Origin of the sequence: Streptomyces deccanensis, from assembly GCF_022385335.1 — a bacterium.
GTDB classification, from domain to species: Bacteria; Actinomycetota; Actinomycetes; order Streptomycetales; family Streptomycetaceae; genus Streptomyces; species Streptomyces deccanensis.
Genome location: NZ_CP092431.1, coordinates 1632302 through 1658353, shown reverse-complemented (window position 1 = coordinate 1658353; position 26052 = coordinate 1632302). Strand labels below are relative to the sequence as shown.

The window sequence follows — 26052 nt, the reverse complement described above, 5'->3', positions numbered from 1 at the left end:
GTTCCCTCACCGCGTGATCGAGCGGTGCGCGACGGTCAGTCTCCGAGCGGCTTCACCCAGCGCCGCCACTTCTCCTCCGGCGCGTACCCCGCCGCCCGCCAGGCATGCTGGGCCGTCTCGTTGCGGACGAGCACCATCGCGTCGCCGCGCCGCCCGCCGAGCCGTACGAACCGCTCCTCGGCCGCGGCGAGCAGCGCCGAACCGATGCCCCTGCGGCGCCGCCCGGGGTGCACCGCGAGCCGGTACAGATGGCACCGCCAGCCGTCGAAGCCGGCGATCACAGTGCCCACCAGTTCGCCGTCCAGCTCGGCGAGGATCAGTGTCTCGGGGTCGCGGGCCACCAGCCGTTCGACCCCCTCCCGGTCGTCACTGATGCTCGTCCCCTCGGCGGCCACCTTCCAGAAGGCGAGCACGGCGTCGAGATCGTCGGGCGTCGCGGCCCGTATGCGCAGATCGGTCATGAGCGGATCCGATCACGAGCGCCGGACCGCGACCGGGAATTCCAGGATCCGGACGGGCCGGACGGGGTCACCTGCCCTGGAGTGCCTCGATGACCTTCGCGAAGATCTCCATGTTCGGTTCCAGGACGGTCAGATACGAGAAGCCGTACCGTTCTCGCTGGGACAGGACCTGGGCGACGATCTCGTCCAGGGTCCCCACCAGGACCAGCGGCAGTTGCAGGACCTGTTCCTCGGTCAGGTTCGGCAGGTGGCCGAGCCACGGCCGCACGGCGGCGGCCCGGTCCTCGGTCAGTTCGACGATCTGGATCAGCAGGTTGAGTTCGGCGGGTTCCTTCCGCCCGGCGGCGAACTCCTGGTACCGGCCCACCCGTTCGTCCAGCTCCTCGGCGGTCAGCGGTTCCAGCTTCCCGCCCGCGACCGTCCGCGCGCCCGTGAACGCCGCGATGTCCGCGTGCTCGGCGGTGAGGCGCAGCATCCGGTCACCGTTGGCGCCGATCAGCAGCGGCACCCGGGGCCGCTGCGCGGGGCGGGGTTGGTAGTCGGCGGAACCGAGGAGCCGGTCCAACTCCTCGACCGTGCGCAGCAGATGGTCGACCCGCTCGCCAGGCGACCCCCACGGCAGCCCCGCCGTCTCGTGCTCGGCCTCCACGTACCCGGTGCCGAGTCCCAGCTCCAGCCGCCCCCCGGTCAGCGCGTCCGTGGTGGCGACCTCACGGGCGAGCAGCGTCGGGTTCCAGAAACCCGCGTTGAGCACGAACGTGCCGAGCCGGGGCCGCTCGGTCGCCTCCGCCGCGGCCACCAGGGACGGGAACGGGGCCGGCATGCCCAGATGGTCGGGGACCAGGATCACGTCGTAGCCGAGCTGTTCGGCGCGGCGGCACTTCGCGCGCCACTCCCCGCCCGACGTGGGGCTGAGCAGATTGACTCCGAAACGGAACGGGCGCGGCATGAACTCTCCTCACTCGAAAGGGACTTGAGTCGGGCACACCGGCGAGTACATCATTCGTGCGCGATGGCCGCCAGCACGTTCATCCGCGATGCCCGCAGCGCCGGCAGCAGGGCCGCGACCACGCCCACGACCGCTGAGCCGATCACGACGGCGACGACCGTGCCCCACGGGATCGCCAGCGCCTTCATCCCCTGGAGCGCCAGGATCTGCTGCACGCACACGCCCCAGACCAGCCCCAGCGCGAGCCCGAGGACGGCACCGAAGACGGCGATCACCACCGACTCCAGCCGGATCATCCGCCGCAACTGCCGCCTGGCCAGCCCGATCGCGCGCAGCAGTCCGATCTCCCGGGTGCGCTCCACCACCGACAGGGCGAGGGTGTTGACCACACCGAGCACCGCGATGACGATCGCGAGGCCGAGCAACGCGTAGACCAGGTAGAGCAGGACGGCGATCTGGCCCCGCACCAGCTCCTTGTAGTCGGCCTGGTCACGGACCTGCACCTGCGGATACGCCTCCAGCGTCCTCTCCAAATTCGCGCGCAGCTCGTCGGCGTCCGCGCCGGAGCCGGTGTTCACGTACAGGGCCGAGTCCTGCCCGTCGGGCACCTGGGTCTCGATGGTGCCCATGCCGAAGAACAGCCCGCCCCGCATCCCGAAGCCGTCGGCGGTGTCCTGGTCGGTGAGCGCTGCCACCTTCAGCTCGGCGTTCTTCCCGGCGGGGAACCGCACCGGGAGCGTGTCGCCGACCGTCACGTCGTGCTCCCGCGCGAAGTCGACGTCCATGGCGATGGCGCCGTCCGCGAGGGCGGCCGCGCTGTCGCCCTGGGCGTAGGTGACGTTCGCGACCTCGTCGAGCCGCCCGTCGTAGGCCGCGGCGGTCGTCTCGATCCGTTCACCGTCCGGCAGCCGTACCGCGACCGGGGTGAACCGCTGCCGCACCACGAGGCCTACGCCGTCGGTGGCGCGGATCCGGTCGGTGACCTCCTGCGGGAACGGCAGGAAGTTCTGGTTCTGGACGACGAAGTCGGCACCGAGGGTCTTGTCGATCTCCTGGTCGAAAGACTTCGTCATCGACGCGCTCGCCACGGACATGCCGCCGACCAGCGCGATCCCCACCATCAACGCGGCGGCGGTGGCCCCGGTCCGGCGTGGGTTGCGCAGGGCGTTGCGCTGGCTCATCCGGCCCACGGAGCCGAACAGCGCGGGGAACGCCCCGCCCAGGACCCGGATGACCGGCCGTACGAGGAGCGGTCCCGCGATGACCGTCGCGACGAGGGTGAGGACCACGCCGAGGCCGAGCAGGGAGGCCGCCGACCCGGTGTCCGACGACACCGCGCACCCCACGAGCGCGGCGGCACCGGCAGCCCCGACGGCTCCGCCGACCACCGCGCGCACCTTCAGCGGCCGTCCGACCCCGGCGATCTCGGCGTCCGCGAGCGCCGCCATCGGCGACACGGCCGACGCCCGCCGCGCCGGCAGATAGGCGGCCACGAAGGTGACGCCGAGCCCGACGACATAGGCCGCGACGGGCGTCCCCACGCCGATCACCATCTCGGTCGACTTCAGGTTCATCCCGAAGGCGCCCATGAGCGCGATCAGGCCGAAGGCCAGCCCGATGCCGGCGGCGAGGCCGAGCGTCGACCCGACCAGCCCGAGCAGCGCCGCCTCGGTCAGCACCGATCGCCGCACCTGCCGCCGGTCGGCTCCCAGCGCACGCAACAGGCCCAGCTCACGGGTGCGTTGGGCGATCAGCATCGAGAACGTGTTGACGATGAGGAACATCCCGACGAGCGTCGCGATCCCGGCGAAGCCGAGCATCACGTACTTGATGACGTCGAGGAATCCGCCGAGGGAGGCGGCCGCCGACTCGGCCTGCTCGTCGGCGGTCTCGTACGTGTACGCCGACGGCCCCAGCGCCTCGGCGATCCGCCGCTCGAGCACCTCGTCGCCGACCCCGGGATCGGCGGTCACCGAGATGCCGGTGGCGGCGTCGGGATCCCCGAGCAGCTCGGTCTGCGCGACCCGGGTGTCGAGGAAGACGAGCGCGGAGCCGGGATTGGTGGTGGTGAAGGTGGCGATGCCGACGACCTTCACCTCGAAGGAGCCCGGCCCGGCCAGGACCGTCAGGGTGTCGCCGATCCGCACGTCCTTGTTCTCGGCGGTGTCCGCGTCGAGCAGCGCCTGGCCGGGACCCTCCGGCGCGTGCCCGCTGGTCAGCTTCACCGGGCTGCGGTCGGTGGGGTGCCAGCCGGTGGCGATGGTGGGGGCGCCCGTCGTGGGTCCCACCGACTCGTTCTCGCTGTCGACGACCGTGACGTTCTCCACGGACGCGTCGACGTGGGCCTCCGCGACGCCGTCGATGCCCGCGATCCGCTCGGCGAGCGAGGCCGGCACCGTCTCCACCGCCCCGGTCGGCAACTGGCCCTCCAGCTCGTCGTCCTTGGGGCCCACCGTCACATCGGCGGAGGTGGAGGCGAAGAGCCGGTCGAAGGTACGGGTGACCGTGTCCGAGAAGATCAGACTGCCCGCGACGAACGCCACGGAGAGGATCACCGCGAGCGCCGAGAGCAGCAGCCGCCCCTTGTGTGCCAGGAAACTCCGCAGGGTCGCCTTGAGCACGGTCTCAGTCCTCGGCGGCGTCGGTGGCCCCGGTGCCCGCCCCGGTGGTGGGCGTGCTCTCGGGCGCGAAGGCCCCCCGGGCGGTGTCGAAGCGCTTCATGCGCTCCAGGACCGCCTCGGCGGAGGGGCGCTCCATCCGGTCCACGATCCGCCCGTCCGCGAGGAAGAGCACCAGGTCGGAGTGGGCGGCCGCACCGGGGTCGTGGGTGACCATGACCACGGTCTGGCCCAGCTGGTCCACCGCCTCGCGCAGGAAGCCGAGCACTTCGAGCCCGGCGCGGGAGTCGAGGTTGCCGGTGGGCTCGTCGGCGAAGATCAGTTCGGGCCGGGAGGCGAGCGCGCGGGCGCAGGCGACACGCTGCTGCTGGCCGCCGGAGAGCTGGGCGGGCCGGTGCTTCAGCCGGTCCCGCAGTCCGAGGGTGTCGATGACCTGGTCCAGCCACTTCTCGTCGGGCTTCTTGCCCGCGATGTCCATGGGCAGGGTGATGTTCTCGGCCGCGTTCAGAGTGGGGATCAGGTTGAAGGACTGGAACATGAACCCGATCCGGTCCCGGCGCAGCCGGGTCAGGTCGCGCTCCTTGAGTCCGGTGATCTCGGTGTCCCCGAGCCACACCTGTCCCGCCGAGACGGTGTCGAGCCCGGCCAGACAGTGCATCAGCGTGGACTTGCCCGAGCCCGAGGGGCCCATGACGGCGGTGAAGCGGCCGCGCGCGATGTCCACGTCGACCGAGTCGAGGGCGAGCACCGTCGTCTCGCCAGAGCCGTACGCCTTCGTCAGGCCCCGGGCACGGGCGGCGATGCCGTCGGCTTCCGCGCGGCCGAGGGTGTGCTCAGCGGCAGCAGTGGACAAAACGGCCTCCAGGCTCGAACCAGTTCGAATTCCGGGCGTTCTCGGCCGAGCCTAGTGTGACCCAGGGCACAGCCGAAATCCCCCCGAGGGTCGAGACCGTCTCCGTCGCAGGTCGGGTTCCCGTGATCGGTGTAAGGGGCACTCATGGGCGCCCTTGCCTCCGCTAGCACTTCGGCGCTAGCGTCGAGGTATGGCCAAGACCCAGCTGAACGTGCGGGTGGACGAGGACACGGCCCGAGCTGCCCGAGAGCGAGCCCTGGAGCGCGGGATGAGTGTGAACCGGTACATCGAGGAGCTGGTCAGGCAGGACACCGGCGAGGCGGGCCACACCTTCGTCGAGTCCGCCGCCGACTTCATGAAGCAGTACGAGGCGGTCTTCGCCGAGGAGTTCGGCACCGAGCCCGAGAACGGGCGCGAGGGACGTCACTGATCCCTTGAGTCAGCTCCGCATCGACCTCGCCTGGCTCCTGATGGTCGCCGAACGCAAGACGCCCGGCGATCCCCAGGTCACCGACTGGGGCGCCCTCGTCGCGGCCGTCGCCCGGCACGAGGCCCAGATCTTCGACGTCGCCGTCTACGACACCCCGCACGCCCGGGCCGCCGCCCTGCTGCAACTCCTCCTGCACGTACCGGCGTTGGAGCGCTCCAACGCGCTGTTCGCCTGCGCCGTCGCCTACGGCTACCTCGTGGCCAGCGGCGTCAAGGTCGTCACCTCCGCCGAGCAGGTGCGCGAACTGGCCAGACTGGTCAAGAGCGGCGAGGCCGGCGTGCACGAGATCACGCGGGAGCTGCGCCAGTGGAGTCAGTGAGTCCGGGCCGCCGCGCCCGGCCCAGCACACAGTAGGAACTGGGCAGCCGTGGCCCCTGCTCGGGCACCAGAAGCTCCCGGACCTCCCCGACCTCGAACCCGGTGGCCCGGAGCGCCTCGACCGGGTCGCGCGAGACATGGCAGCCGCCGAAGAGCAGCGGCCACACCGAGGCGTCCAGGGCTTGCTGGGCCGTTCGCATGGCCCGTCCACCGCCCCGGCCGTGCTCGAAGAACCGCAGCTCACCACCCGGGCGCAGTACCCGGCGCACCTCGCTCAGCGAGCGCCGTACGTCCCGCACACTGCACAGCACCAGCGACACGACGGCCGCGTCGAACGCCTCGCTCTTGACGGGCAGCGCCTCCGCCGCGCCCGGCACCACGTCCACCGGCACCTCGGCGCGCAGGGCGGCCTCCAGGGCCAGCCGCCGCAGCGCGTGCTCGGGTTCGATCGCCACCACCTCGGAGACGGTGCCGGGGTAGCGGGCGAAGTTCAGGCCGTTGCCGGCCCCGATCTCGATGACGCGCCCCGACAGCCCGGCGAGCAACTCGTCGCGCAGCGGACCGATTCTCGGCTCCGCCGACACGCTCAGTCGGGCGTAGAACCGGGCGAAGAGGGGGTGGTGCACGGCGTCCTTCGCGGCGCGGGCGCGGGCCATGAGGACCTCCCGAAGAGGGCGGTGCGGATACCGCGATTCTCCCCCGGGAAGCACCGGCTCACCCGTCGCACTGCCGTGGGGAACGACTGTGCGACGGGTGGGGGAGGGGTCAGGCGATGAAGTCGCGGACCTGCTGGTACACGCCCTGGTCGTTGTTCATCTCGTTGTGCGAGACGCAGCCGACCTCGACGTTCGTCGCGCCGCTGAGGATCGCGGTGGTGTCCGGGGTGAGCGCGTCGTCGCAGTTCGACCAGTAGCTTGCGTAGGACACACTGCCCGGCGTCTCGTCACCGGAGTTCAGCGAGGTCAGGAACGAGCTGCCGGTGTACATCTCGCCGCAGGACGTGTAGAGCCACCGGCACCAACCGGCGACGGTCGTCCCGTGGTTCACACCGGCCGTGGCGACGAAGTCGTCCACGTACGCCGTCCCGCCGAGGTTCTTCAGGTAGTAACGGGAGCTGAGCGCGCCCATGGAGTGCACCACCACGTCGACCTTCGCGGCGCCCGTGGAGGCGCGCACACTGTCGATCTTGGTCTTCAGCTGGGCCGCCGTGGTGGCGTTGGACTGGCCCCAGTCGTAGGACCAGGAGTGCAGTTCCGAGGCGGTGTAGCCGTCCGCCTTGAAGTACGCGACCCAGTCGTCCCAACTGCTGGACGAACTGCTCAGTCCGTGTACGAAGACGACCGGGTTGTGGGTGGCGGCCTGGGCGGAGGACGCCGAGAAGGTGAGCGACAGAAGGAGCGTGCTGGTCACGGTCGCGAGAGCCGTGGCGATACGGCGCATGCGGCGATGCATGGTGCCTCCTGAAACGGGTGGGGTTCGTCAGGAGTGTCAGCGGGGTCTACGCGCGCCGCATCGGCGAAATCGCCGGTCTTTACTGGCCGGTTAACTCGCAAGTAACGTGATGAGCGTGGTGACTCCGGTGAACCCCCCACAACTTCCGCATCGCTCGCCACCGCCCCCCACCCACGTGTGGCCGAGCCCGAACACAGCGTCGGCCACCGTGCCCACGCTGTCCGAAGGCGTGCGCGTACGCCTGCTGCACGCCGCCCACGGCGACCCCCGGGCCGCCGCCGAACTCGCCGCCGCCCTCACCCGGCGCCAGCTCACGGGCCTCGACCCGCTCCCCGCCGAGCCCCTGGCGCTGGCCCCCGCCCTGCTGCGGACCCATCGACGGGCGGTACGGGCCCTGCCCGACGACACCCGCTTCCTGCTGCTCCTTGCCGCCGCCGACCAGTACCCCGTGCCGACCCACGCCTACGCGCGCGCCGTCACCGCCGCCGGGCTCGACACCCGCCCCCTCGACACGGCGGAGGCGGCGGGCCTCGCGCACACCACGGCCCAGGGCATCGTCTTCCGGGACGCCTGGACCCGCGTCGCCGTCTACGAGTCCGCCTCCATGGCCGACCGGCGCGAAGCCCACCGCCTCCTCGCCGCCGTCCTCAACGGCGAGGGCGAGCGACCCGGCCGGTCCTGGCACCGGGCCGCCGCCGCCCTCGGACCCAGCCGCCGCCTCGCCGCCGAACTCCGTCTCGCGGCACGGGTGGCACGTGCCATCGGCGACCCGACCCTCGCCTCCGCCCTCGCCGAACGCGCCGCCGGCCTCACCCCCGAACCGGCCGAACGCGCGCCCCTGCTGGCCCAGGCCGCCGCCGAGGCCTGGCAGTCCGGCGACGGCGACCGGGCCCGCCGCCTCGTCGCCGCCACCGACGACGACGCCCTCGGCGGACTGCTCGCCCTGCGCGCCGGCAACGCCGCCGAGGCGTTCGACGCCCTGCTCACCGCCACCGTCCGGCACGTCGGCGACCACACCTCGGACCGGGCCGCCCATCTGCTGGCACGAGCCACCGAGGCCGCCATCTACACCGGGGACCTCCGCCGGTGCCGCGAGGCCGCCGCCGTCGCCGACGGGCTCGGCATCCTGCCGCCCAGCACCCTCGGCGCCCTCGCCGCCGCGTTCGAGGGACGCTACGACGACGCCAGGGACGTCCTCGAAGCCGCCGCAGGGCGCTGCGGTCCCGGCGGCGACCCCACCCAGCTCATCCACTCCGGGATCGCCGCCCTCCTCCTCGGCGACCACACCCGCGCCTTCACCGCCACCGCCCGCGCCGCCGCCTCCGCCCGGGCCCGCGGCGAGACGGTCACCGTGCCGCAGGCCATGGAGTTCCGGGCCTACGCCGAGTTCTGGACGGGGCGCCCCAAGGCCGCCGAGGCCGCCGCCGTGGACGCCCTGCGCCAGGCGTACGCCACCGGGCAGGACAACGGGGCCTGCCACCTCCAAGCCGCCCTCGCGATGTTCGCCGCCATCACCGGCGACGAGGAGGTGTGCCGCCAGCGCGCCGAGTCCGCCCGCGCGTACGCCCTCGAACGCGGCCTCGGACTGCCCGCCGCGCTCGCCATGTTCGCGCTCGCCTTCCTCGACCTGAGCACCGGCCGGTACGCGGCCTCGGCCGCCCGGCTGCGCGCCCTCGCGGGCTTCGGCCCCGGGCACGGGCACCGGGCCATCCGGCACCTCGCCACCCCGCACTACGTCGAAGCCGCCGTCCGTACCGGCGACACCCGGGTCGCCGTCGCCGCGCACGCCGACTACGACCGCTGGGCCCGTACCGTCCGCAGCGCCGACGACCTCGCGCTCAGCGCCCGGTGCCGGGCCCTCCTCGCGACCGGCGAGGAGGCCGTCGAGCACTACCGGGCCGCCCTCGACCTGCACGCCTCCGGCACCCGCGACTTCGAACGCGCCCGTACGGAACTGCTGTTCGGCAGCGCCCTGCGGCGGCTCCGCAACCGCACCGAGGCCCGCGACCGCCTGCACAGCGCGCTGGAGGCCTTCGACCACTTCGGCTCCCCGCACTGCGCGTCCCAGGCCCGCGCGGAACTCAGGGCTCTGGGAGAGCGAGCCTCCGCCGCGCCCGGCACCGAGGATCTCGCCGCCCGCCTCACCGCCCAGCAACTGCTGATCGCCCGCATGGCGGCGGAGGGCGCCACGAACAGGGAGATCGCCGCGCGGCTGCTGCTGAGCCCGCGCACGATCGACCACCATCTGCGGGGCGTGTTCTCGCGGTTGGGGATCAGGTCGAGGATCGAGCTGGTGCGGCTGTTGGGGGAGCAGTCGGCGCCGTAGGGGGTGCTGGTTCGTGTCGGCTGCGGGTTCGTCGTGGCTGGTCGCGCCCACGCGGCGGAGCCGCATATCGGCACAGCCCCGCGCCCCTGACGGGGCGCGGGCCGGCCATCAGTGTGCAGTGGGGCCGTGGTGTGCGATGAATGCGGCGCCATCCCATGCGCCTCCCAGATCCGGTGCCAGCCAACTACCCGCCGCCGCCCGGAAGTCGATCGGAGCCAACGCCCCCGACCCCGCAGGCACCGCACCCAGCAGCGGTGCCCCCGCCACCACCGGCAGGTCCGTCAGGTTGCACCGCGACGCCAGATCCGGTGCCCCCGGCCAGCTGCCGATGACGACGCCCGCCAACTCCACCTCCCGGACGGCGAGTTCGCGGGCCGTCAGCTCGGTCGTGTTCAGCGTGCCCAGCCCGGCCGAGGCGACCAGCAGCACCGGCGCCCCCAACAGCCGCGCCGTGTCCGCCAGCGTGCCGCCCGCCTCGTCGAAGCGGACGAGGAGCCCGCCCGCGCCCTCGACCAGCACCAGGTCGTGGTCGGTCGCCAGCTTGGCCGCGGCCTCGGCGACGTCCTCCGGGTGCACCGGCGGCAGACCCGAGCGGCGCGCGGCGGTCGCCGGGGCCAACGGCTCCGGATAGCGGGCGAGTTCGCGGACGGTGACGGCACCGGCGAGCCGGGCCACCTCGTCCGCGTCGCCGCGCTCGTCCGGCCGTACGCCCGTCTGCGCGGGCTTCAGCACGGCCACCGAGCGGCCGGACGCCACGGCCACCGCCGCGACCGCCGCCGTGGTGACCGTCTTGCCGACCTCCGTGCCCGTCCCCGTGACCACCAGGACCGTCATATCGTCCTCTTCCGTTCCGTCATCCCGCCGTGGCCGCCGCGCACACCGCGCGCGCGATCCGTGCCACGTCCTCGTCGCCCGTGACGTACGGCGGCATCGTGTAGACCAGGTCGCGGAACGGCCGCAGCCACACGCCCTCGCGCACGGCGGCCTCCGTGGCCGCCCGCATGTCCACCGCGTGGTCGAGCTGCACCACACCGATCGCGCCGAGAACCCGTACGTCCGTCACCCCGGGCACCTCGCCGACCGGCGCCAGGCCCTCCCGCAGCCCCGTCTCGATCCGCTTGACCTCCGCGAGCCAGTCCTGGCCCAGCAGCAGCTCGATCGAGGCACAGGCGACGGCCGCCGCCAGTGGGTTGCCCATGAAGGTGGGCCCATGGGCCAGCACCGGCACCTCGCCCCGCGAGATCCCGTCGGCCACCCGCGCGGTGCACAACGCCGCCGCCAGGGTCAGATAACCGCCGGTCAGCGCCTTGCCGACACACATCACGTCCGGCGTGACGGCCGCGTGGTCCGCCGCGAACAACGCTCCCGTACGCCCGAACCCGGTGGCGATCTCGTCGAACACCAGCAGCACGTCATGCGCGTCGCACGCCTCGCGCAGCACCCGCAGGTAGGCGGGGGAGTGGAAGCGCATCCCGCCCGCGCCCTGGACCACGGGCTCCACGATCACGGCCGCCAGCTCGTCCGCGTGCCGCTCGATCGTCGAACGCAGCGCCTCCGCGTACGACTCCTCGTACTCGGCCGGCGGCGCGTCCACGAACACCTGCCGGGGCAGGACGCCCTGCCACAGCTCGTGCATCCCGCCCTCGGGGTCGCACACCGACATCGGCTGCCAGGTGTCGCCGTGGTAGCCGCCGCGCCAGGTCAGCAGCCGCCGCTTGCCGGGGCGGCCCAGCGAACGCCAGTACTGCAAACACATCTTGACCGCGACCTCGACGGACACCGACCCCGAGTCGGCGAGGAACACATGCTCCAGACCCTCGGGCGACATGTCGACAAGGTGCTTCGCCAGCCGCACGGCGGGCTCATGGGTGAGCCCGCCGAACATGACGTGGCTCATCCGGCCGAGCTGCTCCCGCGCCGCCTCGTTCAGGACGGGGTGGTTGTAGCCGTGGATCGCCGACCACCACGACGACATGCCGTCGACCAGCTCGCCCGAGCCGTCGGCGAGCTTCAGCCGGACCCCGCTCGCCGACTCCACGACGAGCGGTTCCTGCCGGCCCGGCATGGGCCCGTACGGGTGCCACACATGCCGCCGGTCCAGCTCCACCAGCTCGGGCACGCTCAGTTCGGGCACGCCCGGACCGTTCAGCTCAGGCATTGGGCGCGAGGTCGGTACCGGCGCCCCGGCGGCGTACGGCCACCAGATCCGTACGGGCCTCGCCGGCCGGAGTCGCGGCGGCCGGGGCCGATGCGGCGGAACCGCACACCCCACCCCCCGCGTGCGACCCACAACCCGCGCCCGCGCCCTCGCTCTCGTGCGACCCGCAGCCGCCCCCGGCGTGCGAACCGCACCCCGCGCTCTCCCCGGACCCGCAGCCCCCACCGGCGGTCACGGTCGCCCGGTGCTCCGGCAGCGTCACCTGGTCGGCGCCCTCGACCTCGAACCCGGCGTCCGCGATCATCTCCAGGTCGGCCTTGCCCGCCTGACCCTCACTGGTGAGGTAGTCCCCGAGGAAGATCGAGTTGGCCAGGTGCAGGGCGAGCGGCTGCATCGTGCGCAGATGGACCTCGCGGCCGCCCGCGATCCGCACCTCGGCGTCCGGGCAGACGAACCGCACCATCGCCAGGATCCGCAGACAGCGCTGCGGGGTCAGGTTCCACTCCTTGGCGAGCGGCGTGCCCTCGAACGGGATCAGGAAGTTCACCGGCACGGAGTCCGGGTCCAGTTCGCGCAGCGAGAAGACCACGTCGACCAGGTCCTCGTCGCTCTCGCCCATACCGGCGATCAGACCCGAGCAGGCCGAAAGACCCGCCGCGTGCGCCTTCTGCACCGTGTCCACCCGGTCGGCGTACGTGTGCGTCGTCGTGATCTCGCCGTACGTCGCCTCGGACGTGTTCAGGTTGTGGTTGTAGGCGTCCGCGCCCGCCTCGCGCAGCCGCTCCGCCTGGCCGTCGGAGAGCAGACCGAGGCAGGCGCACACCTCGACGCCCTCGTTCTGGTCCTTGATCGCCTTGATGGTGTCGGAGACCCGGTCGACGTCCCGGTCGGTCGGGCCGCGCCCGGACGCCACCAGACAGACCCGCTTGGCGCCCCCGGCGAGCCCGGCCGCGGCGGCCTCGGAGGCCTCGTGGGGCTTGAGCCAGGTGTACTTGAGGATGCCCGCGGTCGAGCCGAGCCGCTGGGAGCAGTAGGAGCAGTCCTCGGGACAGAGGCCGGACTTGAGGTTGACCAGATAGTTCAGTTTCACCCGGCGCCCGAACCAGTGCCGGCGTACCTTCCCGGCCGCGGCCACCACGTCCAACAGCTCGTCGTCGGAGGTGCCGAGGACGGCGAGCGCCTCGGCACGGCTCAGCGGCTCGCGCCGCAGCCCCTTGTCCACCAGCGTGTTCAGCAGGTCCATGAGAGCCGATCCTGTCCTACGGGACCGCTCCCGGCCAAGGATGGTTCGGACAACAGAGTGCGATCGACGTGTGGGTATTGCCACATCGTGGGCGGCTGGTCCGGCCGTTAGTGTCTGTGCACTGCCTACAAAAGCCCGCGCCGTGCCGTCCACGACGGCGCGGCGCCGCGGGCTGCCCACACCACCCCGGAGGACCCATGGCGTTCGGCTGGATCGACGAGCAGGCCTCCGCGCGCCGCCGGGCCGGGCTGGTACGGACCCTGCGCCCCCGGCCCGCCGACTCGCCGCTCCTCGACCTCGCGAGCAACGACTACCTGGGTCTGGCCCGGCACCCCGAGATCACCGAGGGCGCCGCCGAGGCCGCGCGCCGCTGGGGCGGTGGCGCCACCGGCTCCCGGCTCGTCACCGGCACCACCGAGCTGCACGGCGAGCTGGAGCGTGAACTCGCCGACTTCTGCGGCTTCGAGGCCGCCCTCGTCTTCTCCTCCGGCTACGCGGCCAACCTCGCCGCCGTCACCGCGCTCGCCCCGCACGGCTCCCTGATCGTCTCGGACGCGGGCAACCACGCGTCCCTCATCGACGGCTGCCGGCTGGCCCGGGGCACCACCCAGGTCGTGGCGCACGCCGACCCGGAGGCGGTCCGCAAGGCCCTGGCCACGGGCGGCGGGGTGCCTGCCGTCGCCGTCTCCGACACGGTGTTCTCCGTCGACGGCGACGCCGCCCCGCTGGCCTCCCTCGCGGCCGCCTGCCGTGAGTTCGGCGCCGGGCTCGTGGTGGACGACGCGCACGGGCTCGGGGTCCTCGGCGACGGCGGCCGGGGCGCGCCCCACGCGGCGGGGCTCGCGGGCGACCCCGACGTGGTCGTGACGGTCACGCTGTCGAAGTCGCTGGGCAGCCAGGGGGGTGCCGTCCTCGGCCCGGCCAAGGTCATCGACCACCTGGTCAACGCGGCCCGGACGTTCATCTTCGACACCGGACTCGCCCCGGCGGCGACCGGCGCGGCGCTCGCCGCGCTCCGGCTGCTGCGCCGTGAGCCGGAGCGCGCCGCACGCGCCCGTGAGGTGGCGCGGGAGCTGCACACACGGCTGACGGCGTCGGGCCATGAAGCGGTGCGGCCCGACGCCGCCGTGGTCTCCGTACGCGCGCCGTCCCCGGATCAGGCGGTGCGGTGGGCGGCCGACTGCCGTGCGGCGGGTCTCGCCGTCGGCTGTTTCCGCCCCCCGTCCGTGCCGGACGGCGTGTCCCGGCTGAGGCTGACCGCCCGCGCGGATCTCACACGGGAGCAGATCGACCGGGCTGTGGGGATCATCGGCGATACGCGACCGTGAGTCGGCGTCAGGGCCGTGCGTCGCCGTAAGCGGAAGTGCGAACGCCGTCGGTGGGGGTCACCGCAGCGTGGTGATGAATCCCTCCCAGGCGTCGGGGTCGAACAGCAGGGCGGGCCCCGCCGTGTTCTTCGAATCGCGTACGGCCACCAGGCCGGCCCAGCGGCCGGACGTGGGACGGGCCGTCTCCACGCAGTTGTTCATTCCGGTGCTGCGACTGCTGCGCAGCCATCGCACTCCGCGTAGTGCGGTACTGGTGGGTACGTTCCGAGGCAGTGCGGACATGGTGCCTCCTTACGCGCCGGCGGCTAGCCCGGCGATGTAATCCAACGAGTCCTCGGGCGAAAGGGCGTGGATCTGAAGGGCGTTGAAGGCCTCGACATACGCCTTGAGGTCTTCTTTCCGTTCGAGGTAGAGGCTACTCGTCAAGTGGTCGAGAACAACCACGTCCAGATCAGATGTGCTCCTAAATGAGAAAATTACGAAAGGGCCCGTGAGGCCGATGTGCGCCCCGGCAGTGAACGGCAGCACCTGCAGTCGCACCTGCGGAAGGCGAGCCGCCTCGACGAGCCGGCCCAGCTGGCGGGCCATGATCTCGGGACCGCCCACCTCACGTCGGAGAACGCCCTCGTCGAGCACGGCGCTCAGCTTCAGCGGCGGGTTCCCCCGCAGGACCTCCTGCCGCGCGAGCCGCACTTCCACGAGCGCGTCGAGTTTGTCGTCTTCCAGCCCCTCCACCGCGGCCCGGGTCACCTCCCGCGCGTACTCGGGGATCTGCAGCAGGCCCGGCACCACCGAGGTCTCCAGCGTCCGCATCCCCCCGGCCTGCGACTCCAGGCTGATGAAGTCCCGGTACGTCGGCGGCAGTACGCCCCGATAGGCGTGCCACCAGTTGTGCCGCCCGCCGCCGTCCTCGGAGCCCGCGAGCGCCAGGAGCAGCTCCCGTAACTCGGTGTCGGCGACCCCGTACGCGTCCAGCAGCTTGCGTACGTCCGCGGGCTTCACGCCGCTGGCGCCCGTCTCGATCCGACTCACCTTGGACTGGTGCCAGCCCACCCGATGGGCCGCCTCGATACTGGTGAGCGCGGAACGGGTGCGCAGGACACGCAACTCGGCACCGAGCTTGCGGCGGCGCACCGCCGGACCGTACTGCATGGGATTCTCCTTCCGCCCGGCGCGCGAAGTCGGGGTGACGACAGAGGATGGACGAAACCCTCACCCAAATACGGTCGGCCGTCGGATAGTTCACCGCTTCGAGCGACAGATATATGCATATCTTGGTGGATCGCCACCCGTGACAGCCCAGGTAGTGGCAGTCTGGCGCGAAGCACCAGTCCGGGACCGTAGTCGAACCATCCGCTCCCTGTCGGACACCGGTCCCGTGGGAAAGGGACGCCTCGCCATGGCAGATCACCTGGAAGCATCCGTCACTCTGCCGAGCGATCCCGCCTCGGTGTCCACGGCCCGGAACTACGTCGCCGGCGTGCTCGCCGAATGGGGCCTGCCGGGCGACACCGACATCGCCGACACCGTGCGCCTGATCGTGTCCGAACTCGCCACCAACGCCGTCCAGCACACCCTCGGGCAGTCGCCCACCTTCACCGTGGACCTCGCCCTCGACCGGGACGAGCGCCTGCGCATCGGCGTCACCGACAGCCATCCACGCTTTCCGAAACGACTGCCGGCCGCCGTCCAGCAGGACAACGGCCGGGGCATGGTCATCATCCGCTGGCTGACCGCCGAGTGCGGCGGCAGGCTCAGCGTCAGACCCACCCGGGAGGGTGGCAAGACGGTGGCGATCGAACTGCCGTGGACGGTCCCGGTGCGGCCGGTCAGCGCGGGCGGTCCGCAGGAACCCTGACGGGGCCCTCGTCCGTGGCCGGCTGTGCCGTCGAGTCGGCGTGGTCGGAGAAGCGGACCACCAGTTTCGGGAGCGCGGCCCACAGGAGCAGGCAGACGAGGAAGGTGCCGGCCCCGGCGGCCATCCCGGCCTTCCGGCCGAGCGTCACGTCCACGACGAGCAGGACGGAGCCGGTGAAGGCCGGCATCAGCACGATCAGGCCTGCGGTGGCCAGCCGAGACGACACCTGGACGATGAGGGGCTTGGCGTTCTGCTGGAAGAGGGAGCGGTGCAGGGCGGCCGGGGCGGTGAAGAGGGTCGCCGCGAGGACCGCGAGCAGCAGGGTGACGACGTAGGTGGCGCGCTGGAAGGAGTCCAGGTCCGGGAAGCGCGGGGTGAAGGCCAATGTCAACAGGAACGCGAAGAGGATCTGCACCCCGGTCTGGGTGACGCGCAACTCCTGGAGCAGCTCGGAGAAATTGCGGTCGGCGCGTTCGAGGGGGGTCTCGTTGCGTGCGGGACGGGTGCGTTCTTCGGCCATGGTCGAACGGGTATCCAAAACCGCCGGTCGCACGCCCGTCGGGGGCGGCGGAGAGCTCCGCCGCCCCCGACGGTGGGTCAGCGGACCCGGCCGTACCAGACGTTCTTCGTCCACAGCTTCTGCAGCCGGACGACGTCACCCGTCTTCGGCGAGTGCCAGATCTTTCCCTTCCCCGCGTAGATACCGACGTGGTAGACGTTCGAGCCCGAGTGGAAGAAGACGAGGTCTCCGAGCTTGCGGCTGCTCGCGGAGATGTGCTTCGTCTTGTTGTACTGCTGCTGAGCAGTACGGGGCAGCTTCTTGCCCGCCTTCTTGAACGAGTAGAGCGTCAGCCCTGAGCAGTCGAACCTGCTCGGGCCCACGGCGCCGTACTTGTAAGGGGAGCCCTTCTTGGAAGCCGCGACCTTGAGTGCCTTCGACGCCACCGTGGCGGCCTCGGCGCCGGATGCGGCGCCCGGGACCACGATGCTGCCGCTGACAGCGGCGATGGTCAGAGCCGAGGCCGTGCCGGCCCGGGTCAACAGCGACGGGACACGATTCAGCGCAGTCATGCGCAACCCTTCGTCAGCCGCCTGTGAAGGATGACCTGTCGGATTCGGGCTGGCGAAGTTGCCCGGCCGCTGACGCGGCTTCACCCCAAGGGCTGCTCGGCGCGGTCGTGGCGTGACCGTTCCGGCGACCCGTCGTGCTTGGGTCCTCCACTCCTGCCGATGCACTTCTGTCGACCGGTCATCCGGGCGGCGGCAGGACTCGGCGTCCACCCGGATCGCCCCGCCGCTGCGGCGGGGGCTTGTCGTCAGGAAGGGATCTTGGCGCACAGAAGTCCGAAAATCCCAACGGAACCGGGGATTTGTGGTCTTACTCACCACTCGCCCGTTCGGGTGGACAGACCATTTTCAGCTGTTGTGTCCAGCCCGTCGAGGAGGTCCGCACCAGCACCGGAATGGCATATTCCGGCCCGGTACCAGGCATGTTGCGCAACTTCACAGGTCCTCACGACGTATGGGCCGATGGGTCGATCGCGGTAGGCCGTCCGGACGGTGCGAAACCTGGACCGGACGCCCCGTCAGTAGTACGGCGAGCGACCCGGGATCGGTTCAGACGCGTTCAGGCGGGTGAGTCCTCCGGCTCCGGAGGCAGCGCCACCCGCCCCACCCGCCGCTCGCCGTCCAGGACCCGCAGGGCGCGCGCGAGCGTCGGGGCGTGCACCTCGTGCTCCCCACGCTTGTGCATCAGTTCGAGTGCGTCGCGCAGGGCGGTCGCCTTGGCGACGAGCGCCTGCGCCGCGCGCAACCCGCGGTAGGTGTCGCCCGGTCGGGCCGGATTGATCCGGCCGAGCAGATCGACCACGTCCAGGTAACGGTCGATCAGCTCGGCCTCGGCGCGGGTGAGCGCGGGCAACGGCGGAAGTTCGGGTGGGAGCATCCGCGGCTCACCTCGCGCCGGGGAGCGTGCCCGAGGTCCTGCGGCTCGGAATCACCCGATCGGCCAGGCCGTACTCGACCGCCGCCTCCGCGTCGAGGAACGTGTCCCGCTCGATGTCCGCGCTGATCCGCTCCGGGCTCTGTCCGGTGTGCCGGACGAGCATCTCCTCCAGCCTCCGGCGGTTGCGCGTCAACTCCTCGGCCTGGATGGCCAGATCGCTTGCCTGCCCCTCGACCCGGTCGGCCACCGCCGGCTGGTGGATCAGCACCCGCGCGCCCGGCAGCATGAACCGCTTGCCCGGCGTGCCCGCCGCGAGCAGCACCGCGGCGGCCGCACCCGCCTGTCCCAGACAGATGGTCTCCACATCGCAGGTGACGAAGCGGATGGTGTCGTAGAGGGCCGTCATCGCGCTGAACGAGCCGCCGGGGGAGTTGATGTACAGCGAGATGTCGCGGTCCGGCGACTGGTGCTCCAGGTGCATGAACTGCGCCGTCACGTCGTTCGCCGACGTGTCGTCGATCTGCGTCCCGAGGAACACGATCCGTTCTTCCAGCAACTTGGCGTACGGATCCATCGTTCGGTGACCCGCACTGGTGCGCTCGGTGAACTCGGGCAGCATCTGACGGGCCGACGGTCGGTTCGCGGGCATGAGACACGCCTCCTCTGATCGACTTCTGTAAAAAATGTACAGGACGTACGTACCGGGGAGGAGGGGATCGGCCGAACGTGCGGGGTGGAGGTTGCGTAGACCCGTAGACCCGTAGACCCGTAGACAGTGACCGGCGGCCAGCGGCGGGGGGCGGCGAGCTCAGGGCGGTGCGAGGCGCCCGGTCTAAGCTGGGCTCCATGGCCTACGAGATTCCGGTGACGCAAGCCAGGGCTGAGCTCGCCGATCTGATCAACCGCGTGGTCTACGGCGGCGAGCGCGTCGTCGTGACGCGGCACGGCAAGCCCCTCGTCGCCCTCGTCTCGGCAGCCGACCTGGAGCAGCTCGAAGCCCTGCAGGAGCCGACCGACGAGCCGGTGATCAGCGCCGTCTCCCGAGTCCACGAGATCGCACCCGCCTCCCGGGAACAGCAGCGCTTCGGCATCGCGGCCGAGCATCGGGGCTCCGGGGCTTCTTAGCGCCGGGGCGAGTGCCTCCGTAGACGGCTCTGCTCGACAGACCGCTCTGCTCGATCGCCGACACCAAGGCCGTGCGCCCCCGTCCGCTACAGCGGGGGCGCACGGCCGGTCTGATGGAGCGGTCGCCGGTGGTCAGTGAGCGGCGGTCGGGGCCGGCGTCGGCTCAGGGGTGGGCCGCTCGGTGGGCGGGGTGCGGCGCCCGCGCAGGTCGCCCAGGAGGACCGCCGTGAGGCCGAGGCCGGCCCACGCGGTCAGCACCAGGGCCGGGGTCAGGGCGCCGGCGCCGTCGAAGAAGGAGACCGAGCGCAGGAGTGACGCGCCCGCACCCGGCGGGAGGAGCTGGCCGAGGGCGCCCACCGGCTCGGGGAGCATCTGGGGTGCCGAGGAGGCGCCCGCGAACGGGTTGCCGAGAAAGACGATCAGCAGGGCGCCGAGACCGAGGCCCGCCCGTCCCAGCAGTGCGGCGAGTCCGGCCACGGTGGCGCCGACGGCCAGGGTCGCCAGGCTCAGCACACCGGCCTCGGCCCACCAGTGACCGCCGAGCACCCCGAGCCAGCTGTCGGCGAGGGCGGCGGCAGCGGTCCCGACCAGTGCGGCGGCCCCGACCAGCGCGCCGACCGCACGCCCCCGGCGCAGCCCGAGCAGGGTGACCAGGGCGCCGGACGCCGTACCGGCCAGGGCCAGCGGCAGCACGCTCGAACCGAAGGCCGAGCCCCGAGGGTCGTTCGCCGGGCTGGCCACCACATCGGTGGTCGTCACCGGGACGCCCTCCTCGGCGGCCTGCTGCGTCACGGCCTGCTGCAGCAACTGGGCGACCATCGGGCTCGCGGCCGAGGCGGTGAGCAGCTTCGGCCCGGCCTGGGTGACGACCACCGCGCCGTATACGGTCCGGTCCTCGATCGCGTCCCGCGCGGCCGCCTCGTCGGCGTAGCGGTGGATCTCGAACGCGCCGTCCCGCTGCTCCAGCTGCCGTTCGACCTGGGCCACGGCGGTCGCCGGTCCGGCCACGCCGAGCGGCAGGTCGCGGGGTGCGGTCCGGGCGTTGGGCCAGGCGAAGGCCCAGAGCGCGAGCGCCGCGACGAGCGGGATCAGGACGATGATCGCCACCATGCGGCGGCCGGGGGGTACCGAGTGGGCCGGGGTCGCCGGGCCGGCGTGCGTTGCCTGCGTGGCCTGTGTGGTGGCCGCGGTGGGTGCAGCGGACGGGGCGGACATGGGTTCTCCCTAAAAAGAAGGATCGTTCGTTTTTCTTGACTTCACCATGCTCCTGGGTGTCGCGCTTGTCAAGAAGGAACGTTCGTTTTACGTTTGGCGGCATGCCCCGCGTATCTCAGGAGCGTCTGGACGCTCGCCGCCGCCAGATCCTCGACGCCGCCGCCCGCTGCTTCGCCCGCAACGGCTTCCACGCCACGTCCATGCAGGACGTGCTCAAGGAGGCCGACCTCTCCGCCGGAGCGGTCTACCGCTACTTCAGCGGCAAGGAGGAGCTGATCGCCGCGATCGTCGGCACGGTCCTCGGTGAGGTGCGCGAGGCGTTCGAGGAGGCCGCGGCCGAGGGCCCGCCTCCGCCGCCGGATGTGCTGATCGGCGCGGTCCTGCGCCGGATCCTGCACCGGCAGCCGTCGCTGGGGGAGGCGGGGGAGTCCCTGTACCCGCGGCTGATGGTGCAGGTGTGGGCCGAGACGCTGCGCAATCCCGAGCTGCACGCCATCCTGGCGGACGGCTTCGCCCAGGTCCGCAAGCCGTGGATCAGGATCGTCGAGGGGTACCAGGACGCCGGCATGATGCGGGCCGACATCCCCGCGGTCAGCGTCGCGCGCACGATGGTGGCGCTCGCCCAGGGATTCGCCGCCCAGTACGCGCTCTTCGGGGACGTGCCGATCCAGGTGGTCGAGCTGGGTGTGAAGGCGCTGACGAGCATGGGGGACCCGCAGGCCCGGGACTGAGCGGGCTGAGGGGACGGCGGGGACGGCGGGGACGGATGAGACTGAGCGGGGATCACGGTCCGGTTAACGTCGCCGAAACGCCACCCAATTAGCCTGCGGCCACGCCACCAGCGAATTTGCCCGGTGGCGAGGCAACCGGATCCCGCACGGTCCGGAGCGAGGATGTGAGGTGGACGCCGTGCAACTGACCCCGCACGAGCAGGAGAGGCTGCTGATCCATGTGGCGGCCGACGTGGCGGAGAAGCGCCGGGCCCGCGGCCTGAAGCTGAACCACCCCGAGGCCGTCGCGCTCATCACCGCGCACCTCCTCGAAGGCGCGCGGGACGGCCGTACGGTGGCCGAACTCATGGCGTCCGGACGGCAGTTGCTCACCCGGGACGACGTCATGGAGGGCATCCCCGAGATGATCCACGACGTCCAGGTCGAGGCGACCTTCCCGGACGGCACCAAGCTCGTCACCGTCCACGACCCGATCGTCTGAGGGGGAGCGCCCGTGATTCCCGGAGAGATCCTGTTCGCCTCGGACCCGATCGTCTACAACGAGGGCCGTGAAGTCACCCGGCTCACCGTCCTCAACGCCGCCGACCGGCCCGTCCAGGTCGGCTCCCACTACCACTTCGCCGAGGCCAACCCCGGCCTGGAGTTCGACCGCGCCGCCGCGCGCGGCAAGCGGCTGAACGTCGCCGCCGGCACCGCCGTGCGTTTCGAGCCCGGGATCCCCGTCGACGTCGAACTCGTACCGCTCACCGGCGCCCGTGTCGTGCCCGGACTGCGCGGGGAGACCGGAGGTGCCCTCGATGCCTGAGATCTCGCGTGCCGCGTACGCCGACCTGTTCGGCCCGACCACCGGTGACCGTATCCGGCTCGCCGACACCGATCTGCTGATCGAGATCGAGGAGGACCGCTCCGGCGGACCCGGACTCGCCGGTGACGAGGCGGTGTTCGGCGGCGGCAAGGTCATCCGTGAATCCATGGGCCAGGCCCGCGCTACGCGCGCAGAAGGCACCCCGGACACGGTCGTCACCGGCGCGGTGATCATCGACCACTGGGGGATCGTCAAGGCCGACATCGGCATCCGCGACGGCCGGATCACCGGCATCGGCAAGGCCGGCAACCCCGACACCATGGACGGGGTCCACCCCGACCTGGTCATCGGCCCGGAGACGGAGATCATCGCGGGCAACGGGCGGATCGTCACGGCCGGCGCCATCGACGCCCACGTCCACTTCATCTGCCCGCAGATCGCCGACGAGGCGCTGTCGTCCGGTGTCACGACCCTGGTCGGCGGCGGCACGGGCCCGGCGGAGGGCTCGAAGGCCACGACCGTCACCCCCGGCCCGTGGCACCTGGCCCGGATGCTGGAGGCGATGGAGCAGTACCCGCTCAACATCGGCTTCCTGGGCAAGGGCAACACGGTCTCCCACGAGGCGATGCTGTCCCAGATCCGCGGGGGCGCCCTCGGCCTCAAGCTGCACGAGGACTGGGGCTCGACCCCGGCCGTCATCGACGCCTCGCTGACCGTCGCCGAACGGACCGGCATCCAGGTCGCCATCCACACGGACACCCTCAACGAGGCCGGTTTCGTGGGGGACACGCTCGCCGCGATCGCCGGACGCGGCATCCACGCGTACCACACCGAGGGCGCGGGCGGCGGACACGCGCCCGACATCATGACCGTGGTCTCCGAGCCGCACGTGCTGCCCAGCTCCACCAACCCGACCCGGCCCTACACCGTCAACACCGCCGAGGAACACCTCGACATGCTGATGGTCTGCCACCACCTGAACGCGGCCGTGCCGGAGGATCTCGCGTTCGCCGAGTCCCGGATCCGGCCGTCGACCATCGGCGCCGAGGACATCCTGCACGACCTGGGCGCCATCTCGATCATCTCCTCCGACGCGCAGGCCATGGGCCGGGTCGGCGAGGTCATCCTGCGGACCTGGCAGACCGCGCACGTGATGAAGCGGCGGCGCGGCGCGCTGCCCGGTGACGGGCGGGCGGACAACCGACGGGTACGTCGCTATGTCGCCAAATACACGATCAACCCGGCGCTCGCGCAGGGACTGGCCCGGGAGATCGGGTCCGTGGAGAGCGGGAAGCTCGCCGACCTCGTCCTGTGGGAGCCCGCGTTCTTCGGCGTGAAGCCCCAGCTCGTGATCAAGGGCGGCCAGATCGCGTACGCGCAGATGGGCGACGCCAACGCCTCCATCCCCACCCCGCAGCCGATCCTGCCGCGTCCCATGTACGGGGCCATCGGGCGGGCGCCCGCCTCCAACTCGTTCAACTTCGTGGCGCCGCTCGCCATCGAGGACGGGCTGCCGGAGCGGCTCGCGCTCGGGAAGCGGTTCGTCGCCATCGAGTCGACCCGGGGGGTCACCAAGGCCGACATGCGGGAGAACGACGCGCGGCCCGAGGTGCGCGTCGACCCCGACAGTTTCGCCGTGCACATCGACGGGGAGCTGGTGGAGGCCACACCGGCCGCCGAACTGCCCATGGCCCAGCGTTACTTCCTCTTCTGATGTCCCGGGCGACTCTTCTCGTCCTGGCCGACGGCCGCTTTCCCGCCGGGGGGCACGCGCACTCCGGCGGGGCCGAGGCGGCCGTCAAGGCGGGGCTGATCACCGGGGCGGAGGGGCTGGAGGCGTTCTGCCGGGGGCGTCTGCACACCGTCGGGCTGGTGTCGGCGTCTCTCGCGGCCGCCGCCGCGCTGGGTGTCGACCCGGTCGAGCTGGACGTGGCCGCCGACGCCCGTACGCCGTCACTCGCGCTGCGGGTCGCCTCGCGGAAGCTGGGGCGGCAGTTGATGCGGGCGGCGCGGGCCACGTGGCCCTCCGGGGAACTGGACGCGGTGGCGCGAGTGTTCCCCAAGGGGGCGCATCAGCCGGTCGTGCTGGGGGTGACGGCCCGGGCGGCCGGGCTGGGGGCGGACGACGCGGCGTACTGCTCCGTGTACGAGAGTGTGAGTGGGGCCGCCGGCGCCACGGTGCGGTTGCTGAGTCTCGATCCGTTCGAGGCGACGGGGGTGTTGGCGCGGTTGGCTGCCGAGATGGATGCGGTGGGGGCGGCCGCGGTTGAGGCGGCGCGGGGGGTGGGGGCCGGTGGGGTGGGGGTTCTGCCGGTGGCTTCCGGGCCGTTGTTGGAGATCAGTGCGGAGGTGCATGCGGCTTGGCCTGTGCGGTTGTTCGCGTCCTGAGCGGGGTTCGCCCCCGCCGCCCCTACCCGTCCCATCCACCAGGGGCTGCGCCCCTTTGACCCCCAGGCGTCCGTCCGGTGGGGGCTGGTCGCGCAGTTCCCCGCGCCCCTGAAAAAGCGGGGCTGCGCCCCGTGCTTTTCGGCCCGAAAGGCCGGAGGCCTGCCAGGGGCACCCGTCCTCCCACCCATCCCAAGAAGGAGCCGCAGACATGCATCTGGACCACACCCACTCCCACGACGGCCCCTCAGCCATCGGCGCGGACGCGCACCGGCCCGATGGGAGCCGGCGCGCGTTGCGCGTGGGGCTCGGGGGGCCCGTCGGGTCCGGTAAGACGGCGACCGTCGCCGCGCTGTGCCGGGCGTTGCGGGACGAGTTGTCGCTCGCGGTCGTGACGAACGACATCTACACGCGGGAGGACGCCGAGTTCCTGCTCAGGGAGGCCGTGTTGCCGCCGGAGCGGATCACGGCCGTGGAGACGGGGGCGTGCCCGCACACCGCCATCCGGGACGACATCTCCGCCAACCTGGAGGCCGTGGAGGACCTGGAGGACGAGGTCGGCCCGCTGGACCTCATCCTCGTCGAGTCCGGCGGCGACAACCTCACCGCCACCTTCTCCAAGGGGCTCGTCGACGCGCAGATCTTCGTCATCGACGTGGCCGGCGGCGACGACATCCCCCGCAAGGGCGGGCCCGGAGTCACCACCGCCGACCTGCTCGTCGTCAACAAGACGGACCTCGCGCCGTACGTCGGGTCCGACCTCGCCCGGATGGCCGCGGACGCGAAGGCGCAGCGCGCGCAACTGCCGGTGGTGTTCCAGTCGTTGCGGGAGGAGGCCGGGGTCGGCGAGGTCGCCGCCTGGGTGCGGGAGAAGCTCGCGGCGTGGACGGCATGACGGCTCTCCGAGGGGCTGCGGCACAGCAGAACAGGGGGACCACCGGCGTCAGGGCCACCGCGCGCATCGCGGCCCGCGCCGACGGGCGGGGCGGTACGGCCCTGCCCGTGCTGGAGAGCGACGGGCCCCTGGCGCTGCGGCGTACCCGGGGGAGTGGGGACGCGGCGCGGGTCATGCTGGTCGGGGCGATGAGCGGGCCGCTCGGCGGGGACCGGTTCGCCGTCGAGGCGGAGGTCGGGGAGGGGGCCCGGCTGGACGTCGGGTCGGCCGCCGCGACGATCGCGCTGCCCGGGCAGGCCGAGGGGGAGGCCCGTTACGACGTACGGATCGACGTGGCCGACGGTGGCGAACTGCGGTGGCTGCCGGAGCAGTTGATCTCCGCGCAGGGCAGCGATCTGGCGGTGTCGACGCGCGTCGACCTCTCTCCCGGGGCCCGGCTGGTGTTCCGCGAGGAGCAGGTGCTCGGCCGGGCGGGGGAGCGGCCGGGGCGGTTGCGGAGTCGGCTCACCGTACTGCTCGACGGGCGGCCGTTGCTCGATCAGGAGGTGGGGTGCGGGCCCGGCGCGCCGGGCGGCTGGGACGGGCCCGCGGTGCTGGGGGGGCACCGGGCGTTGGCACAACTCCTCGTCGTACGGCCGGAGTTCGTCGACAAGCTGCCCGAGCCGAGGGTGCTCGGGGAGACCGCCGCGCTCACTCCGCTCGCCGGACCCGCGGTCCTCGTCAGCGCGCTCGCACCCGACGCGCTGCGGCTGCGGCGTGTGCTGGACCAGGCTCTCGCCGAGCTGGACGGCTGAGGAGGCGTGAGACCTGAGTTCCGCTGAACGGGACTTTCCGCACCGGTTATCGGATTAGTAAAGAACGCGTCGGGCCCCTGTTCTCAGGTGCCTCACAGGCACG

The 26052-nt window shown here is 72.1% G+C and carries 29 protein-coding genes and 1 riboswitch; of the genes, 13 read left to right on the top strand and 16 right to left on the bottom strand.

Annotation, left to right across the window (positions count from 1 at the left end; genetic code table 11):
• Positions 1–35: 35 nt before the first annotated feature.
• The 4 genes from L3078_RS07375 to L3078_RS07360 form a co-directional block, all read right to left on the bottom strand.
• Positions 36–461, bottom strand: coding sequence for a GNAT family N-acetyltransferase (locus L3078_RS07375; protein ID WP_239752228.1), 426 nt, complete (start codon positions 459–461; stop codon positions 36–38).
• Positions 462–528: 67 nt separating this feature from the next.
• A complete protein-coding gene (locus L3078_RS07370; protein ID WP_239752227.1) occupies positions 529–1410 on the bottom strand; it encodes an LLM class F420-dependent oxidoreductase in 882 nt (293 codons plus the stop codon).
• A 50-nt stretch (positions 1411–1460) separates the two neighbouring features.
• Complete coding sequence (locus L3078_RS07365) at positions 1461–4031, bottom strand: ABC transporter permease (RefSeq protein ID WP_239752226.1); 2571 nt, start codon at positions 4029–4031, stop codon at positions 1461–1463.
• A 4-nt stretch (positions 4032–4035) separates the two neighbouring features.
• The gene (locus L3078_RS07360) at positions 4036–4881 is read right to left on the bottom strand and encodes an ABC transporter ATP-binding protein (RefSeq protein WP_239752225.1); all 846 of its coding nucleotides are present in this window, start codon (positions 4879–4881) and stop codon (positions 4036–4038) included.
• 190 nt (positions 4882–5071) lie between these two features.
• On the opposite strand from L3078_RS07360, the gene L3078_RS07355 reads away from it, so the two are divergent.
• Positions 5072–5311 (top strand): toxin-antitoxin system HicB family antitoxin, encoded by a 240-nt coding sequence (locus L3078_RS07355; RefSeq protein WP_184896821.1) that lies wholly within the window; start codon positions 5072–5074, stop codon positions 5309–5311.
• A 4-nt stretch (positions 5312–5315) separates the two neighbouring features.
• Positions 5316–5690: a fic family toxin-antitoxin system, toxin component gene (locus tag L3078_RS07350; protein WP_239752224.1), complete on the top strand. Its 375-nt coding sequence runs from the start codon at positions 5316–5318 to the stop codon at positions 5688–5690.
• Here L3078_RS07350 and L3078_RS07345 read toward each other — a convergent pair.
• Together L3078_RS07345 and L3078_RS07340 are read right to left on the bottom strand one after the other, a co-directional pair.
• Positions 5659–6345, bottom strand: coding sequence for a class I SAM-dependent methyltransferase (locus tag L3078_RS07345; protein WP_239752223.1), 687 nt, complete (start codon positions 6343–6345; stop codon positions 5659–5661). The two genes, L3078_RS07350 and L3078_RS07345, sit on opposite strands and share 32 nt — an antisense overlap.
• A 109-nt stretch (positions 6346–6454) precedes the next feature.
• On the bottom strand, positions 6455–7141 hold the full coding sequence (locus L3078_RS07340; protein WP_239752222.1) for an esterase/lipase family protein: 687 nt from the start codon (positions 7139–7141) through the stop codon (positions 6455–6457).
• A 109-nt stretch (positions 7142–7250) separates the two neighbouring features.
• Here L3078_RS07340 and L3078_RS07335 point away from each other — a divergent pair, with 109 nt between their 5' ends.
• Positions 7251–9467, top strand: a complete 2217-nt coding sequence (locus tag L3078_RS07335; protein ID WP_239752221.1) for a helix-turn-helix transcriptional regulator — start codon at positions 7251–7253, stop codon at positions 9465–9467.
• Between the two features lie 108 nt (positions 9468–9575).
• Here the strand turns inward: L3078_RS07335 and bioD are convergent, their stop codons facing one another.
• The 3 genes from bioD to bioB are packed head-to-tail and all read right to left on the bottom strand — an operon-like array spanning position 9576 to position 12868.
• Positions 9576–10301, bottom strand: a complete 726-nt coding sequence (gene bioD / locus L3078_RS07330) for a dethiobiotin synthase (RefSeq protein ID WP_239752220.1) — start codon at positions 10299–10301, stop codon at positions 9576–9578.
• A gap of 19 nt (positions 10302–10320) precedes the next feature.
• Entirely contained in the window at positions 10321–11601 is a 1281-nt protein-coding gene (locus L3078_RS07325; RefSeq protein ID WP_420864045.1) for an adenosylmethionine--8-amino-7-oxononanoate transaminase, read from the bottom strand.
• 16 nt (positions 11602–11617) lie between these two features.
• Positions 11618–12868, bottom strand: a complete 1251-nt coding sequence (bioB, locus tag L3078_RS07320; protein WP_239752218.1) for a biotin synthase BioB — start codon at positions 12866–12868, stop codon at positions 11618–11620.
• Between the two features lie 197 nt (positions 12869–13065).
• On the opposite strand from bioB, the gene L3078_RS07315 reads away from it, so the two are divergent.
• Positions 13066–14196 carry an 8-amino-7-oxononanoate synthase gene (locus tag L3078_RS07315; protein ID WP_239752217.1) on the top strand — a complete coding sequence of 377 codons (1131 nt, stop codon included), beginning with the start codon at positions 13066–13068 and terminating at the stop codon, positions 14194–14196.
• A gap of 57 nt (positions 14197–14253) precedes the next feature.
• Here the strand turns inward: L3078_RS07315 and L3078_RS07310 are convergent, their stop codons facing one another.
• Both L3078_RS07310 and L3078_RS07305 read right to left on the bottom strand, forming a co-directional pair.
• Positions 14254–14478 (bottom strand): DUF397 domain-containing protein, encoded by a 225-nt coding sequence (locus L3078_RS07310; RefSeq protein ID WP_239752216.1) that lies wholly within the window; start codon positions 14476–14478, stop codon positions 14254–14256.
• A gap of 9 nt (positions 14479–14487) precedes the next feature.
• The gene (locus tag L3078_RS07305) at positions 14488–15348 is read right to left on the bottom strand and encodes a helix-turn-helix domain-containing protein (RefSeq protein WP_239752215.1); all 861 of its coding nucleotides are present in this window, start codon (positions 15346–15348) and stop codon (positions 14488–14490) included.
• 247 nt (positions 15349–15595) lie between these two features.
• Here L3078_RS07305 and L3078_RS07300 point away from each other — a divergent pair, with 247 nt between their 5' ends.
• The gene (locus L3078_RS07300; protein ID WP_239752214.1) at positions 15596–16054 is read left to right on the top strand and encodes an ATP-binding protein; all 459 of its coding nucleotides are present in this window, start codon (positions 15596–15598) and stop codon (positions 16052–16054) included.
• Here the strand turns inward: L3078_RS07300 and L3078_RS07295 are convergent.
• From L3078_RS07295 to L3078_RS07280, 4 genes are all read right to left on the bottom strand, one after another.
• Positions 16026–16574 carry a DUF6328 family protein gene (locus L3078_RS07295; RefSeq protein WP_239752213.1) on the bottom strand — a complete coding sequence of 183 codons (549 nt, stop codon included), beginning with the start codon at positions 16572–16574 and terminating at the stop codon, positions 16026–16028. The genes L3078_RS07300 and L3078_RS07295 overlap by 29 nt on opposite strands.
• 77 nt (positions 16575–16651) lie before the next feature.
• A complete protein-coding gene (locus tag L3078_RS07290; RefSeq protein ID WP_045562372.1) occupies positions 16652–17125 on the bottom strand; it encodes a C40 family peptidase in 474 nt (157 codons plus the stop codon).
• Positions 17126–17128: 3 nt separating this feature from the next.
• Positions 17129–17299, bottom strand: a riboswitch (cyclic di-AMP (ydaO/yuaA leader).
• A gap of 382 nt (positions 17300–17681) precedes the next feature.
• Positions 17682–17999: a hypothetical protein gene (locus tag L3078_RS07285; protein WP_239752212.1), complete on the bottom strand. Its 318-nt coding sequence runs from the start codon at positions 17997–17999 to the stop codon at positions 17682–17684.
• A gap of 7 nt (positions 18000–18006) precedes the next feature.
• The gene (locus L3078_RS07280; RefSeq protein ID WP_239752211.1) at positions 18007–18648 is read right to left on the bottom strand and encodes an ATP-dependent Clp protease proteolytic subunit; all 642 of its coding nucleotides are present in this window, start codon (positions 18646–18648) and stop codon (positions 18007–18009) included.
• A 197-nt stretch (positions 18649–18845) separates the two neighbouring features.
• Between L3078_RS07280 and L3078_RS07275 the strand changes: the two genes are divergently transcribed.
• Complete coding sequence (locus tag L3078_RS07275; RefSeq protein WP_239752210.1) at positions 18846–19124, top strand: type II toxin-antitoxin system Phd/YefM family antitoxin; 279 nt, start codon at positions 18846–18848, stop codon at positions 19122–19124.
• Between the two features lie 132 nt (positions 19125–19256).
• Here the strand turns inward: L3078_RS07275 and L3078_RS07270 are convergent, their stop codons facing one another.
• Positions 19257–20339, bottom strand: a complete 1083-nt coding sequence (locus L3078_RS07270) for an ABC transporter permease (protein WP_239752209.1) — start codon at positions 20337–20339, stop codon at positions 19257–19259.
• A 101-nt stretch (positions 20340–20440) separates the two neighbouring features.
• On the opposite strand from L3078_RS07270, the gene L3078_RS07265 reads away from it, so the two are divergent.
• The 7 genes from L3078_RS07265 to L3078_RS07235 all read left to right on the top strand — a co-directional run bounded on the left by L3078_RS07265 (position 20441) and on the right by L3078_RS07235 (position 25949).
• Positions 20441–21070: a TetR/AcrR family transcriptional regulator gene (locus tag L3078_RS07265; protein WP_239752208.1), complete on the top strand. Its 630-nt coding sequence runs from the start codon at positions 20441–20443 to the stop codon at positions 21068–21070.
• A 178-nt stretch (positions 21071–21248) separates the two neighbouring features.
• Positions 21249–21551, top strand: coding sequence for an urease subunit gamma (locus L3078_RS07260; protein ID WP_045562427.1), 303 nt, complete (start codon positions 21249–21251; stop codon positions 21549–21551).
• 12 nt (positions 21552–21563) lie between these two features.
• Positions 21564–21875 carry an urease subunit beta gene (locus L3078_RS07255; RefSeq protein ID WP_033529028.1) on the top strand — a complete coding sequence of 104 codons (312 nt, stop codon included), beginning with the start codon at positions 21564–21566 and terminating at the stop codon, positions 21873–21875.
• Positions 21868–23589 (top strand): urease subunit alpha, encoded by a 1722-nt coding sequence (locus L3078_RS07250; RefSeq protein WP_239752207.1) that lies wholly within the window; start codon positions 21868–21870, stop codon positions 23587–23589. Before L3078_RS07255 ends, L3078_RS07250 begins: the two co-directional genes overlap by 8 nt.
• Positions 23589–24263, top strand: a complete 675-nt coding sequence (locus tag L3078_RS07245; protein WP_239752206.1) for an urease accessory protein UreF — start codon at positions 23589–23591, stop codon at positions 24261–24263. The genes L3078_RS07250 and L3078_RS07245 overlap by 1 nt, the downstream gene beginning before the upstream one ends.
• A gap of 208 nt (positions 24264–24471) precedes the next feature.
• Positions 24472–25155, top strand: a complete 684-nt coding sequence (gene ureG / locus L3078_RS07240) for an urease accessory protein UreG (protein ID WP_239752205.1) — start codon at positions 24472–24474, stop codon at positions 25153–25155.
• Positions 25152–25949 carry an urease accessory protein UreD gene (locus tag L3078_RS07235; protein ID WP_239752204.1) on the top strand — a complete coding sequence of 266 codons (798 nt, stop codon included), beginning with the start codon at positions 25152–25154 and terminating at the stop codon, positions 25947–25949. The genes ureG and L3078_RS07235 overlap by 4 nt, the downstream gene beginning before the upstream one ends.
• Positions 25950–26052: the final 103 nt, after the last annotated feature.